Annotated in this window: 13 protein-coding genes; 5 read left to right on the forward strand and 8 right to left on the reverse strand. The window is 61.8% G+C overall.

Features of this window, described 5'->3' with window-relative positions; all coding sequences use genetic code 11:
* On the forward strand, positions 1-1,312 hold a 1,312-nt coding region (gene pabB, locus J4E53_RS26730; protein WP_207268222.1), incomplete at its 5' end, for an aminodeoxychorismate synthase component I.
* Positions 1,313-1,459: 147 nt separating this feature from the next.
* Here the strand turns inward: pabB and thrH are convergent.
* Positions 1,460-2,077 carry a bifunctional phosphoserine phosphatase/homoserine phosphotransferase ThrH gene (gene thrH, locus J4E53_RS26735; RefSeq protein ID WP_103310891.1) on the reverse strand — a complete coding sequence of 206 codons (618 nt, stop codon included), beginning with the start codon at positions 2,075-2,077 and terminating at the stop codon, positions 1,460-1,462.
* A 174-nt stretch (positions 2,078-2,251) separates the two neighbouring features.
* Here thrH and J4E53_RS26740 point away from each other — a divergent pair, with 174 nt between their 5' ends.
* The 3 genes from J4E53_RS26740 (at position 2,252) to J4E53_RS26750 (ending at position 5,766) form a co-directional block, all read left to right on the forward strand.
* Positions 2,252-2,995 carry a phosphoadenylyl-sulfate reductase gene (locus J4E53_RS26740; RefSeq protein WP_013693959.1) on the forward strand — a complete coding sequence of 248 codons (744 nt, stop codon included), beginning with the start codon at positions 2,252-2,254 and terminating at the stop codon, positions 2,993-2,995.
* Between the two features lie 452 nt (positions 2,996-3,447).
* Positions 3,448-4,977, forward strand: coding sequence for an NCS1 family nucleobase:cation symporter-1 (locus J4E53_RS26745; RefSeq protein WP_103310893.1), 1,530 nt, complete (start codon positions 3,448-3,450; stop codon positions 4,975-4,977).
* A 60-nt stretch (positions 4,978-5,037) separates the two neighbouring features.
* The gene (locus J4E53_RS26750; protein WP_060741345.1) at positions 5,038-5,766 is read left to right on the forward strand and encodes an aspartate/glutamate racemase family protein; all 729 of its coding nucleotides are present in this window, start codon (positions 5,038-5,040) and stop codon (positions 5,764-5,766) included.
* A gap of 147 nt (positions 5,767-5,913) precedes the next feature.
* On the opposite strand, the gene J4E53_RS26755 is transcribed toward J4E53_RS26750, so the two are convergent.
* Positions 5,914-6,837 (reverse strand): LysR family transcriptional regulator, encoded by a 924-nt coding sequence (locus J4E53_RS26755; RefSeq protein ID WP_060741344.1) that lies wholly within the window; start codon positions 6,835-6,837, stop codon positions 5,914-5,916.
* 124 nt (positions 6,838-6,961) lie between these two features.
* On the opposite strand from J4E53_RS26755, the gene J4E53_RS26760 reads away from it, so the two are divergent.
* On the forward strand, positions 6,962-7,708 hold the full coding sequence (locus J4E53_RS26760) for a 3-oxoacyl-ACP reductase family protein (RefSeq protein ID WP_060741343.1): 747 nt from the start codon (positions 6,962-6,964) through the stop codon (positions 7,706-7,708).
* Between the two features lie 63 nt (positions 7,709-7,771).
* On the opposite strand, the gene J4E53_RS26765 is transcribed toward J4E53_RS26760, so the two are convergent.
* The 6 genes from J4E53_RS26765 to J4E53_RS26790 all read right to left on the reverse strand — a co-directional run bounded on the left by J4E53_RS26765 (position 7,772) and on the right by J4E53_RS26790 (position 13,080).
* Positions 7,772-8,467, reverse strand: a complete 696-nt coding sequence (locus J4E53_RS26765) for an HAD-IA family hydrolase (RefSeq protein ID WP_092255927.1) — start codon at positions 8,465-8,467, stop codon at positions 7,772-7,774.
* A gap of 251 nt (positions 8,468-8,718) precedes the next feature.
* Positions 8,719-9,093 (reverse strand): hypothetical protein, encoded by a 375-nt coding sequence (locus J4E53_RS26770; protein WP_060741341.1) that lies wholly within the window; start codon positions 9,091-9,093, stop codon positions 8,719-8,721.
* An 88-nt stretch (positions 9,094-9,181) separates the two neighbouring features.
* Entirely contained in the window at positions 9,182-9,385 is a 204-nt protein-coding gene (locus tag J4E53_RS26775; RefSeq protein ID WP_060741340.1) for a hypothetical protein, read from the reverse strand.
* Positions 9,386-9,454: 69 nt separating this feature from the next.
* Complete coding sequence (locus J4E53_RS26780) at positions 9,455-9,628, reverse strand: hypothetical protein (protein ID WP_170842313.1); 174 nt, start codon at positions 9,626-9,628, stop codon at positions 9,455-9,457.
* Between the two features lie 150 nt (positions 9,629-9,778).
* Positions 9,779-10,195, reverse strand: coding sequence for a glycine zipper domain-containing protein (locus J4E53_RS26785; RefSeq protein ID WP_060741339.1), 417 nt, complete (start codon positions 10,193-10,195; stop codon positions 9,779-9,781).
* Between the two features lie 695 nt (positions 10,196-10,890).
* A complete protein-coding gene (locus J4E53_RS26790; RefSeq protein WP_103310894.1) occupies positions 10,891-13,080 on the reverse strand; it encodes a response regulator in 2,190 nt (729 codons plus the stop codon).
* Between the last annotated feature and the right edge of the window lie 72 nt (positions 13,081-13,152).

Below are 13,152 nucleotides of genomic sequence, written 5' to 3' on the forward strand. Positions count from 1 at the left end.
CCGCACCAACCCCGCCGAGTATTTCGCGGCGATCCGTCATGCCCCGGGCAGCGTGCTGCTCGACAGTGGCCGGCCGAGTGCCGAGCGTGGGCGTTACGACCTGCTCAGCGCCTGGCCGCTGGCACAATTGGCGGTGTTGCCGAATGAGAGCGGCAGCGATTTCCTGCAACGCCTGCGCATCCAGCTGACGCAACTGGGCGACGCGGTGCTGCCGGCCACGGTGCAATTGCCTTTCGCCGGCGGCCTGATCGGCTACTTGAGCTACGACTTCGGCCGACACCTCGAAACCCTGCCGTCCCACGCCCAGGACGATCTGCAACTGCCCGACGCACGTTTTGGCGTGTACGACTGGGCTTTGATCAGCGATCACCAGGCGGGCACCAGCCAACTGGTGTTCCATCCCCATTGCGGCGAAGACGAACGCCAGCGCCTGATCGCGCTGTTCAGCCAGCCGACCACCGCCGCCGTTCCCTCGTTCAGCCTTGAAGGACCGATGACGCCAGACCTCAGTGCCGAAGCCTACCGACAGGCGTTCGAACGTATCCAGGCGTACATCCAGGCCGGCGACTGCTATCAGGTCAACTTCGCCCAACGCTTCCGCGCGCCCTGCCAAGGTGATGCCTGGGCCGCTTACCAGGCGTTGCGGGCGGCTTGCCCGACACCGTTTTCCGGCTTCCAGAGCCTGCCGGAGGGCGGCGCGGTACTGAGCCTGTCCCCAGAGCGCTTCGTCAAAGTCAGCGAAGGCCAGGTGGAAACCCGGCCGATCAAGGGCACCCGCCCCCGCGGCACAACGCCCGAGGAAGACGCGGCCCACGCCGCCGAGCTGCTGGCCAGCCCCAAGGACCGGGCGGAAAACCTGATGATCGTCGACCTGCTGCGCAACGACCTGGGTCGCACCTGCCGTATCGGCTCGGTGCGGGTGCCGGAGTTGTTCAGCCTGGAAAGCTACCCGAACGTGCATCACCTGGTCAGCAGCGTGACCGGCGAACTGGCCGACGACAAGGACGCCCTGGACCTGATCGCCGGCAGCTTCCCCGGCGGCTCGATCACCGGCGCGCCGAAAATCCGCGCCATGCAAATCATCGACGAACTCGAGCCGACCCGGCGCGGGCTGTATTGCGGCTCGTTGCTGTACCTGGACGTGCGCGGGGAAATGGACAGTTCCATCGCCATCCGCAGTTTGTTGGTCAAGGATGGGCAGGTGTGCTGCTGGGGCGGCGGCGGGATTGTCGCGGATTCGGACTGGGAGGCCGAGTATCAGGAGTCGATTACCAAGGTTCGGGTGTTGCTGGAAACCTTGCAAAGCCTCTAAAAGCATCGCGGGCAAGCCTTGCTCCCACAGACTGGCGCTGTACCCCTGTGGGAGCAAGGCTTGCCCGCGATGACAGTGTGTCAGTCAACATCAATGCCGACTGGCACACCGCTATCGCGAGCAAGCTCGCTCCCACAGGTTTTTTACTTACAGGCTGAGATGGCGGTTCGAAGCCTTGAGGAATTCCTGCTTCAACTCGGCAAACGTGTGCACCGCCGGGAATTGCGGGAATTCACGGATCACGTTCTCCGGCGCATGGAACAGAATCCCGGCGTCGGCTTCGCCCAGCATCGTGGTGTCGTTATAGGAATCGCCCGCTGCAATCACTCGGTAGTACAGGCTCTTGAAAGCCAAAACCGACTGGCGCTTGGGATCTTTCTGACGCAACTGGTACCCCGTCACCCGCCCGCTGTCATCGGTAATCAAGCGATGGCAGAGCAAAGTCGGGAAGCCCAGCTGGCGCATCAACGGTTGGGAAAATTCGTAGAACGTGTCGGAAAGAATCACCACCTGGAAGCGCTCGCGCAGCCAGTCGACGAATTCGATGGCGCCGTCCAGCGGCTGGAGGGTGGCGATGACTTCCTGGATGTCGGAGAGCTTGAGGCCATGCTCATCAAGGATGCGCAACCGTTGCTTCATCAGCACGTCGTAGTCGGGAATGTCCCGAGTGGTTGCCCTGAGGGATTCAATCCCGGTTTTTTCGGCAAAGGCGATCCAGATCTCCGGGACCAGCACACCTTCCAGGTCGAGACAGGCAATTTCCACAAGACACTCCCATTTTTTCTGATGTTTATCGGTTGAGCGAATAAAAGGCTTGCCGACTCTAGCCATTCGCCAGAGCCCGCGCAACGCACAGGAGCGCGCCAGCCCCGACAGCTTTTGTTACCATCAGCCCCATATAGAGCGCCCAGCGCCACCGACCTGTAGGAAACCGCCCTGATGAGCCCATCGTTCGACGTCGTGGAACTCGCCACGACCTATGCCAACAAGTCCCCCCAGGACATCCTCAAGCTGGCCTTCGCCGAATTCGGCGACGAGCTGTGGATATCGTTCAGCGGCGCCGAAGACGTGGTGCTGGTGGACATGGCCTGGAAACTGAACAAGAACGTCAAGGTGTTCAGCCTCGACACCGGTCGCCTGCACCCGGAGACCTATCGCTTCATCGATCAGGTGCGCGAGCACTACAAGATCGACATCGAACTGGTCTCGCCGGACTACACGAAACTTGAACCCTTCGTGAAGGAAAAAGGCCTGTTCAGCTTCTACAAGGACGGTCACGGCGAGTGCTGCGGCATCCGCAAGATCGAGCCGCTGCGCCGCAAGCTGACCGATGTCCGCGCCTGGGCCACCGGCCAGCGCCGCGACCAGAGCCCCGGCACCCGCAGCCAGGTGGCCGTGCTGGAAATCGACACGGCGTTTTCCACCCCGGAGCGCACCCTGTACAAATTCAACCCCCTGTCGCAGATGACCAGCGAAGAAGTCTGGGGTTACATCCGCATGCTGGAACTGCCCTACAACAGCCTGCATGAACGCGGCTTCATCAGCATCGGCTGCGAACCCTGCACCCGCCCGGTGCTGCCGAACCAGCACGAACGCGAAGGTCGCTGGTGGTGGGAAGAAGCCACGCAGAAAGAATGCGGGCTCCACGCCGGAAACATCATCGCCAAATCCAAGACCGTCTAAGCGTCCGCCGCCCTCTGTACACAAAAATGTCACCACAAGTGGCATTTTTGTGTGCACTTATGTCGTTACTGCCCCGAAAAGTTACACCCAATTCCCCGCCTCACCTGGCTTCCTTCCTCCACTGGCGTTCGCCAAAAAATAAATACCTGTTTAAACGGTCAGCTTTAAATCGCCGTATTTCAGCTAGTTATTCAAAGACCATAACGAAACGAAATTAGCGTTACGTTGGATAGATCCTTAAGTGGCATAAATCTGGCTTGAGTCGCCAAGTGTTTTGTATACAACATTTATAAAACATACACACACTTTAGATCCGCAAGCCTGAAGCGCCCTATCCCGTACAGGCTGCAGATGCCCCGTAACCAATGATGCTCGCCCGCCGCGACGAAGATTTGTCGAGCCCCGCGCTCATGCACAGTCATCGCAGCGCCGAGAATCAGGAGCCTGCCGGAATGCGTACAAGTCTCTCCAATAACATCGCGCTGGATCTGCCCTCCTCCACCACTGCCCCCGATGACAACGCCGCAGCCTCCCTGGCCTTGAGCCCGCGGCTGCACAACAACGACCTGGCGCCGACCAAGGCCGAAGGTCGCCGCTGGGGCCGCTACAGCATCTTTGCCCTGTGGACTAACGACGTGCACAACATCGCCAACTATTCCTTCGCCATCGGCCTGTATGCCCTGGGGCTGGGTGGCTGGCAGATCTTGCTGTCCCTGGGGATAGGCGCGGCACTGGTGTATGGCTTCATGAACCTGTCCGGCTACATGGGTCAGAAAACCGGGGTGCCGTTCCCGGTGATCAGCCGGATCAGCTTCGGGATCCACGGTGCGCAGATTCCTGCGTTGATCAGGGCGGTCATTGCGATTGCCTGGTTCGGGATCCAGACCTATCTGGCGTCGGTGGTGTTCCGCGTGTTGCTGGTGGCGGTCCATCCGGGCTTCGCCGACTACGACCGCGACTCGATCCTCGGCCTGTCGAGCCTGGGCTGGGTGTGTTTCGTGGCGATCTGGTTCGTGCAACTGGTGATCCTGGCCTACGGCATGGAGACGGTGCGCCGTTATGAAGGTTTCGCCGGTCCGGTGATTCTGGTGACCGTCGCGGCCCTGGCCGGTTGGATGTACACCCAGGCCGGCGCCACCATTGCCTGGTCGATCCGCGAGCCGCTGACCGGTGGCGAAATGTGGCGCAATATCTTTGCCGGCGGCGCGCTATGGTTGTCGATCTACGGTACCTTGATCCTCAATTTCTGCGACTTCGCCCGCTCCTCGCCGTGCCGCCGAACCATCATCGTCGGCAATTTCTGGGGCCTGCCGGTGAACATCCTGGTGTTTGCCGGGATCACCATCCTGCTCTGCGGTGCGCAGTTCCAGATCAACGGGCAAATCATCGAAAGCCCGACCCAGGTCGTCGCCTCGATCCCCAACACGTTTCTTCTGGTGCTGGGCTGCCTGGCCTTCCTGATCGTCACCGTGGCGGTGAACATCATGGCCAACTTCGTCGCCCCGGCGTTCGTGCTCAGCAACCTGGCGCCCAAGTACCTGACCTTCCGCCGCGCCGGGCTGATCAGCGCCGCCATTGCCGTACTGATCCTGCCGTGGAACCTGTACAACAGCCCACTGGTGATCGTGTATTTCCTGTCCGGCCTCGGCGCCCTGCTCGGGCCGCTGTACGGGGTGATCATGGTCGACTACTGGCTGCTGCGAAAAGGCCGTATCAACGTGCCGCAACTGTACAGCGAGGACCCAAACGGTGCGTATTTCTACAGCAAGGGCGTCAACCTGCGTGCGGTGGCGGCGTTCATTCCGGCCGCGCTGATCGCCATCATCCTGGCCCTGGTGCCCGGTTTTGACGCCATCTCACCGTTTTCCTGGCTGATTGGCGCTTCGATTGCAGGGCTGCTGTACCTGATCATCGCCAAGCGCGAAGCGTATTACGAGGACGTCAGCGGCGAATCCATCGCTGTGGATAACGTTCATCATTGATCCCTCAAACGGCCCGGCCGGTACGGGCCGCCTACTTTCATGCATCAAGGAGGACAGCTCATGCGAATTCTCGTGGTCAACGTCAACACCACCGAATCCATCACCCAGGCCATCGCCCGCCAGGCCCAGGCCGTGGCCGCGCCGGGCACCGAGATCGTCGGGCTCACGCCGCATTTCGGTGCCGATTCCATCGAGGGCAATTTTGAAAGCTACCTGGCGGCCATAGCGGTGATGGACCGGGTGATGTCCTACGACCAACCGTTCGACGCGGTGATCCAGGCCGGCTACGGCGAACATGGCCGCGAAGGTCTGCAAGAACTGCTGAACGTGCCGGTAGTAGACATCACCGATGCCGGTGCCAGTACCGCCATGTTCCTCGGCCACGCTTATTCGGTGGTCACCACCCTGGACCGCACCGTGCCGCTGATCGAAGACCGGCTCAAGCTGTCCGGCCTGTTCGACCGCTGCGCCTCGGTACGGGCCAGCGGCCTGGCGGTGCTGGAGCTTGAGCAGGACCCGCAGCGGGCGGTCGAGGCCATCGTGCGCCAGGCCGAACTGGCGGTCAGCCAGGACAAGGCCGAAGTGATCTGCCTGGGCTGCGGCGGCATGGCCGGGCTCGATGAGCAGATCCGCCAGCGCACCGGAGTGCCGGTGGTCGATGGCGTGACGGCGGCGGTGACCATTGCCGAATCACTGGTGCGGCTGGGGTTATCGACCTCGAAAGTGCGCACCTACGCCACGCCTCGGCCCAAGACCATCATTGGCTGGCCGGGGCGGTTTGGGCGGTGAGCTCACAGGCTTGGACCGAGGTGCCTTGAATCGCGAGCAAGCTCGCTCCCACAGGGTTTGTGGTGTTCACAAAACTGCTGATCAGCCCCTCCAACTGTGGGAGCGAGCTTGCTCGGCGATTGAGGCCAACGCGGTCCAGCGCCCAACTCAAACCGCACTGAACCGCCGCGCCAACCCCTGCTCGGCAAACTGCTCGATGATGAAATCCACGAACACCCGCGTCTTGCCCGGCAGCAACTTATGCTCGGCGTAGTAAATGGAGATATTGCCGTCATCGACGTACCAGTCCGGCAGCACCCGTTGCAGCGCGCCGGACTCCAGATAGGGCACGGCCACCGGCATGCTCACCAGCCCGATGCCCAGCCCTTGGGCCGCGGCCGCGCAGTCGGCTTCCGAATCGCTCATGGTCATGCGGGTCTTGAGCATGAGCGGGCTGTGTTGCTGGGTTCGGCTGGTCAGTTGCCAGGAGCGCACGCGGCCGGTTTGTGGCGAGCGAATCAGGATGCCCTGGTGCTGCGCCAGATCTTCCGGTTCCACCAATGCAGCGTGGGTGTTCAGGTAGTCCGTGGATGCAACCAGCACCCGATGAGCCACCGTCAACTTGCGCGCCACCACGCCCTGGGGCAGCTCGAAACCACCGCCGATGGCGGCATCGAACCCCTGGCCGATCAGGTCTACCTGGCGGTTATCGAAATGCCAATCGGGGTTGATCGCCGGGTAGCGCCGCAAAAACTCCCCGAGCAATGGCACGACATACAAGCGACCGAACGCCGTGCCCATGCTCACCTTCAGCGTTCCCGCCGGTTGCCCGCCGGCGCTGGCCAGGTTGGCGACGGCGTTCTGGATGGTGTTGAAGCTGCTGCCGACTTCCCTCAGGAACAACTGGCCGGCTTCGGTCAGCCTCAGGCTGCGGGTACTACGCTGGAACAGGCGCACCCCCATCCGCGCCTCCAGCTTGGCGACGCTTTTACCCACCGCCGCCGGGGTCACGCTCAAACGTCGCGCCGCCTCGGCAAAGCTGCCGACTTCGGCGCTGCGCACAAAGCATTCGATACTGTTGAAGGTCTCCATGGGCCTCACTCTAAACTTTTGGTTTAGACAGACTATAGCAATGACGGTCTACACAGCCCATGACGCCTTCTTGATACTCGCTCCATCACCGCGGCACTTCGCCCCGGCACTTTTGGAGAACATCATGAGTACCCAAGCACTGAACGGTAAAGTCGCCTTGATCCAGGGCGGTTCTCGCGGCATCGGCGCCGCCATCGTCAAACGCCTTGCCGCAGAAGGCGCCGCCGTGGCCTTCACCTACGTCAGCTCTGGCGCAAAATCAGAAGAATTGCAGAACAGCATCACCGCAGCGGGCGGCAAGGCCTTGGCAATCAAGGCGGACAGCGCCGACGCCGACGCCGTTCGTAACGCCGTCGCCGCCACCGTCGAAGCTTTCGGGCGTTTGGATATCCTGGTCAATAACGCGGGCGTGCTGGCCATGGGGCCGCTGGATGAATTCAAACTCGAAGATTTCGACCAGACCCTGGCCGTCAACGTGCGCAGCGTGTTCGTCGCCACCCAGGCGGCAGCGCGGCACATGGGCGAAGGTGGCCGGGTCATCAACATCGGCAGCACCAACGCCGACCGCATGCCCTTCGTCGGTGGCGCGACCTACGCCATGAGCAAATCCGCGCTGGTGGGCCTGACCAAAGGCCTGGCCCGCGACCTCGGCCCGCGCGGCATCACCGTCAACAACGTGCAGCCCGGCCCGGTGGACACCGACATGAACCCGGCCGACAGTGACTTCGCCTCCAGCCTGTTGTCGCTGATGGCCGTCGGGCGCTACGGCAATGTCGATGAAATCGCCAGTTTCGTCGCCTATCTGGCAGGGCCGGAAGCCGGTTACATCACCGGCGCCAGCCTGACCATCGACGGTGGTTTCGGCGCCTGACCCGAGCCGATCATTGTGGCGAGGGAGCTTGCTCCCGCGGGGCTGCGCAGCAGCCCTTCGCTGTCAGGCCCACTCCAGCTCCGGCAGACCGCAAAGGCTCGGCTGGAACATTCGCAAGGAGCGGATGATCCCGTCGGCATGGGCGTATTTTTCGTCCGCCATGGCCGAATCCGGAATGGCAATGGCGGTCATGCCGGCGGCTTTCGCGGCTGTCACGCCGAACGGCGAATCTTCGAACACCAGGCAGTCGCGCGGCTCGACACCCAGGCGCCGGGCGGCGGTGAGGAAGATATCCGGTGCCGGTTTCGCCGCACCGACCTCCGGATCATCGGCCGTCACGATGCAATCGAACAGCGCGAACCAGTCCCGGTGCAACGTGGTTTTCAGCGCGAACGTGGGGCTGGACGAACTGGTACCCACCGCAATGGGAATGTTGTGGGCCTTGAGATGCCGCACCAGTTCCTCGGCACCGGGCATGCCCAGGGCGTGAGGAAAACGCTCGCGCATCAAGGGCTCGCGGATGACCAGGAATTCCTGGGGGGTGATCGGCAACTCCAGGGCCTGGACGACGTAATTGGCCAGGTCCGTGGCCCCGCGCCCGATGATGTTCTGCTTGACGCTCCAATCGAACGTGCGCCCGTAGCGCTCGGCGATGATGGAGGTGACCTCGGTGTAGATCCCCTCGGTGTCCAGCAACAGCCCATCCATGTCGAAAATCACAGCTTTGATCGGGCCAAACTCTTTCAGCGGTGCATTCATCGCATCTGATCCGTTATCAACACAACATTCCAGGGATGGCTCAGGTGCGGCCAGGGCAGCGTGTTCGCCTTAAAGGATTCAGCAGGATAACGAACGGGGCTTGGAACCGGCAATGGTAAATCTGAGGATGAGCTTTGTGGCGAGGGAGCTTGCTCCCGCTCGGTTGCGCAGCGACCGCAGGATCGTGGGGCTGCTTCGCAACCCAGCGGGAGCAAGCTCCCTCGCCACTCATGTAGGTTGATGATGGGAGGTTACTGGCCAGAGCCGCCCGACCCCGAACCACTGCCGCCCGAGCTGCCACCGCTGTCACTGGTACCGCTTCCGCCGTTGGTCCCACCGCCCGCGTCGGCACCGCCCATCGTGCTGCCGCCACTCAGCGAACCGCTGCCCGTGCCGGGGCTGGTGCTGCTGCCGCTGGCATCGCCGCCATTGCCGCCGCCCACAGAGCCCGGAGGCAAGGCGTTCTCGCTGGCACCGGACTTGGAGCCGGCTTCCATTTCCGAGGACGGTGGCATCCCGCCCTTGTCCACGGGGGGCGTGCCGCTCGAAGATTGTGCGAAAGCGGCCAATGAACTGACGGAAAGAATCCCGGCGAGTGTCAGCGCTGTCATGTTGGACTTCATCATGGTGAGTCTCCTTTTCAAGATACTTACCTGATGTCTGGCACGCGTGGCGGGGCGATGGTGCCACTGAATCGACAGGCGGGCCCGTCGATCAGCTCGGCGTGCCAGAGGCGTCGTCACCGGCGATGTCCGGATCATCCGGAGTCGCTTCGACGTCCTCGTCGTCGCTGGGCACCTGCTCGACGCCCGCCTCGTCATCGGGCGGGAGCTGGTCGCGGCTCAGCGGGTTGGTGGGCGATGGTAGCGGGTATTCTGGGGTTTCTTCGTCATTGGGAACGGGGGAATCGGCAGTCATACAATCTCCCGACAGGTGCACGCACCTGTCCTGCAGCTTAGAGAACGCGGACGATCAGTTTGCACGCCTTCACTCGTAGGATTCGTCCTCGAGTTCAGCGTCTTCATCGTCGAGCAAGGGCACCTGGGCGTCATCCATCAGGGAACCGGGGTCTTCGTTGCCCGGGTCGTTGGGGCCTGGATCATTGATGAAGGGCACGCCCGTCGGGCCCTTTTCTTCCTTGCCTTCGGTTTCCGGCGTCATGGCACACCTCGCGATTGCTGATGGATGTATGAATTTGAGGTGGGGGGACAGCAATCGTTCCTGAGAAATGTTCAGGGGGCCTGTTCACGGAAATGGCAGGTCAATAAAAAACCCGGCACAGAGACCGGGTCTTTTCATACAAGCATCCGCTTAACGATGATTTCTCTTGTGCTTGTACTTGTGCTTCTTGCCGCCGGAGTGACCGTCGTTGTCATTGGACAGGTTGCTGCCCAACGCGCCGCCCGCCGCGCCGCCGACGCCAGCACCGATGGTGGAACCGGTGGAGCCGCCCAGACGGTTACCGACGATCGAACCACCGGCCGACCCCAGGCCACCGCCGATGGCGGCTTCCGTGCGGCTGCCCTTGCGCGCGCCTACGGCGCTGCCGGCTGCGCCGCCGACACCCGCGCCGATCGCGGCGCCTGTGCTGCCGCCCATCTGCTGGCCGACCACGTTGCCCAACACACCGCCCAGACCGCCGCCGACTGCAGCGGTACCGTCACCGGCAGCCATCGCGCCCTGGGCAACCACCAACCCCAGTACCAAGGTGGACAAAGTCAAACGCATGATAGAAACCTCAAGAATGCCGCATCGGGGAGAAATGGCCAGTGCGCGCGGGCGCGAGTGTACGCCAAACGCGTCAGCCATGACGGTTGGACAACGAAACGGCGGATTATTTTATGACAGGCAAAAAAAAGCCCGCTGGGGAAACGGGCAGGTACTGCTTTCTAACGGATGAGCTGAGAGTACGTACCTGCTTGTGAAAGAAACGTGAAAGAAACCGCCGATTGAGAAAAGATGAAAAATATTTCCGCAAAGACCGGAATTGCTCCCCGTAGGAGCTGCCGAAGGCTGCGATCTTTTACCTTTCGCTTTGGATTCAACCGACAGGAGAAAGATCGCAGCCCGGTGGGAACCTGTCACTTCTTGACCGGAACCCTGGGCAAGAACTTGGCCTTCTCCCCTCGCTGCACTTTGGCCACCTTCGTCCTGATGGACTTGATCGGCTCGTCGCCAAAGTCTGCATGGTAGGTCGACTGACCACACTGCAATCCTTCATTGATCGGATACGCGGCTCCGTGCTCCTCGCTGTACGATGCTCCCATTGTCTTTCCCCTTTCATTGAGGTCCATACCGACAACAACCGGTTGCCTGACAATATCGACCTTCACAACAATGAGACTAGCCGGTCATCAACAGACTGTTTATTCAACAAGCCTCTTCGCCGACGAGTGGAACTCGCTGTTTCAAAAAGGAAACACTCATTCAGCGCCCAGCATCGTCCGGTTCAAAACCCGGGAAACCTGGTCGGCCGAATAGGGTTTGGACAAGAACTCAAAGCCTTCATGACCACTGTGGGCCAACTCTTCGCTGTAGCCGGAAGTGAGCACCACTGGCAGATCCGGGCGACGCTGGCGCAGCTCCCGGGCCAAGGCGATACCGCCGATGCCTGGCATCACCACGTCAGAAAATACCGCGTCGAATGCCATCGCATCCGGCCCGACCATTTCCAGCGCTTCTTCGGCGTTGGTCGCCCAGGCGGTTTCGTAGCCCAGGTCCTGGAGGATCTGGTTGGCAAAACGCCCCACCTCCAGATTGTCTTCCACGATCAACACCCGGCGCTTGCCCTTTTCCAGCACCAGGTGCGTGACCTCCTCCCTGAGCGGCTCGTGGTTTTGCTCTGGCGCCACTTCCGGAAGGTACAACGTGAACACCGCGCCCTCGCCCACCACAGTCGAAACATCGACGTTGCCACCGGACTGCTTGGCAAAACCGAACACCTGGGACAAGCCCAACCCCGTGCCCTTGCCCACTTCCTTGGTGGTGAAGAAGGGTTCGAAGATGTGTTCGAGCACTTGCGAGTCAATACCGGTACCGGTGTCAGCCAAGGCAATGGCAGCAAAGGACTGCCCGGCCCCGGCATGACCACGGATCGGCGGCATGCCACCGTCGCAACTGAGCCGAAGCCACAGCGTGCCCTGGCCATTCATGGCATCCCGGGCATTGAGGGCCATGTTGATCAACGCCGTCTCGAACTGGCTCAGGTCCGCGCGGATGTAACAGGGCCGATCGCACAACTCGACGTTGACCTGGATCCGCGCCCCGGTGACGGTTTGCAGCATGTCCCCCAGGCTCAGCACTTGCTTGGCCACATCGATGACTTCTGGCTTCAACGGCTGGCGCCGGGCAAACGCGAGCAACTGGCTGGTCAACTTGGAGGCGCGCTCCACCGTTTCCGAAACCGCCGTCATGTAGCGTTGCCGGCGCTCTTCGGACAAGTTGGGCATACGCAGGAAGTCCACCGAAGAACGGATGATCGTCAGCAGGTTGTTGAAGTCATGGGCCACGCCGCCGGTGAGCTGGCCGATGGCTTCGAGTTTTTGCGACTGGCGCAGCGCCGCTTCGGTCTGTTTCAAACGCGTGGTGCGTTCCTCGACCCGTTCTTCCAGCGTCGCGTTCAATTCGGCCAGGGCCGCCAACCCTTCGCGCACGGCAGCGTCGGCACGGGCGCGCTCGATGTGGGCCCAGGAACGCTCGGTGACTTCCATCAGCAGCGCCAGATCGTTGGATGACCAGACCCGCGGCGTTTTGTCGTGAATGGCCATCAGCGCGGTCAATCGCCCGCCCTTGATCAACGGCACGCAAATGGTAGCCGCGATACCAATGGCCTGGAACGTCGCCGCTTCCTCCGGCGCCAGCTCCTTGAGGTTATCGTTGATCACCAGCGGCTTGCCGGCCCGCAGGTTGGCGACGGCCAGCCGACCAAAATCAGCCAGCCGATAATGCCCGAGGATATGGGGCGAACCCGCCCTGGCCCAATCGCCGCGAATGGTGAAGCCGTCCTCGTCCTCATCCATGTCCGCATAGGCACAATTGGACAGGTTCAAGTGCGCCGCCAGAATCCGCGTGGTGGTCGCCATGATGGCCTGCGGGTCGGTAGCGTTGGCCACCGCATTGCCAATGGCATCCAGCACCGCCAGCCGTTGGGTCATGAACACCGTGGACGTGGTCTCGGTGACCGTATCCAACATGCCCACCACCGTGCCGAACTGGTCACGGATGGGGCTATAGCAGAACGTGAAATAAGCCTGCTCAGGACCGCCGCCGCGCTCGATGACCAGGGGGAAGTTCTCTATATAAGTGGCTTGCCCATCGAAGGCCGCGCGCACGATCGGCCCGATATCGTTCCAGACCTCCCGCCACACCTCATCGAACCGCCGCCCCAGCGCCTCGGGCTTGCTGCCGAGGATCGGCAGGAACGCATCGTTGTACAACGTGATCAGGTCCGGCCCCCACACGATGGCCTGGGGAAAATGCGAGGCGAGGCTCAGCGCCACGGTGGTCTTCAGCACATCAGGCCACTGCGCAGGCGGCCCGAGCGGCGTGCCCTCCCAAGGATGGCGCCGAACCCGTTCAGCCATCTCTCCAGAGCTCTGAAGCCAATCTGTCATTGCGTTCGATCCTTCTGAGACGCCAATACCAACGAGGGGGAAACGCTTGTGACCCCAGGCAGGGTCGTATTA

Source organism: Pseudomonas sp. FW305-28 (assembly GCF_017351395.1).
In the GTDB taxonomy this organism is placed as follows: domain Bacteria; phylum Pseudomonadota; class Gammaproteobacteria; order Pseudomonadales; family Pseudomonadaceae; genus Aquipseudomonas; species Aquipseudomonas fluorescens_AA.

What these genes read in the sequence shown, in the direction of transcription:
- J4E53_RS26740 (WP_013693959.1), top strand. Translation starts at nt 2,252, where the DNA reads ATGAGCCCATCGTTCGACGTCGTGGAACTCGCCACGACCTATGCCAAC.
- J4E53_RS26745 (WP_103310893.1), top strand. Translation starts at nt 3,448, where the DNA reads ATGCGTACAAGTCTCTCCAATAACATCGCGCTGGATCTGCCCTCCTCC.
- J4E53_RS26750 (WP_060741345.1), top strand. Translation starts at nt 5,038, where the DNA reads ATGCGAATTCTCGTGGTCAACGTCAACACCACCGAATCCATCACCCAG.
- J4E53_RS26755 (WP_060741344.1), bottom strand. Translation starts at nt 6,837, where the DNA reads ATGGAGACCTTCAACAGTATCGAATGCTTTGTGCGCAGCGCCGAAGTC.
- J4E53_RS26760 (WP_060741343.1), top strand. Translation starts at nt 6,962, where the DNA reads ATGAGTACCCAAGCACTGAACGGTAAAGTCGCCTTGATCCAGGGCGGT.
- J4E53_RS26765 (WP_092255927.1), bottom strand. Translation starts at nt 8,467, where the DNA reads ATGAATGCACCGCTGAAAGAGTTTGGCCCGATCAAAGCTGTGATTTTC.
- J4E53_RS26770 (WP_060741341.1), bottom strand. Translation starts at nt 9,093, where the DNA reads ATGATGAAGTCCAACATGACAGCGCTGACACTCGCCGGGATTCTTTCC.
- J4E53_RS26775 (WP_060741340.1), bottom strand. Translation starts at nt 9,385, where the DNA reads ATGACTGCCGATTCCCCCGTTCCCAATGACGAAGAAACCCCAGAATAC.
- J4E53_RS26780 (WP_170842313.1), bottom strand. Translation starts at nt 9,628, where the DNA reads ATGACGCCGGAAACCGAAGGCAAGGAAGAAAAGGGCCCGACGGGCGTG.
- J4E53_RS26785 (WP_060741339.1), bottom strand. Translation starts at nt 10,195, where the DNA reads ATGCGTTTGACTTTGTCCACCTTGGTACTGGGGTTGGTGGTTGCCCAG.
- J4E53_RS26790 (WP_103310894.1), bottom strand. Translation starts at nt 13,080, where the DNA reads ATGACAGATTGGCTTCAGAGCTCTGGAGAGATGGCTGAACGGGTTCGG.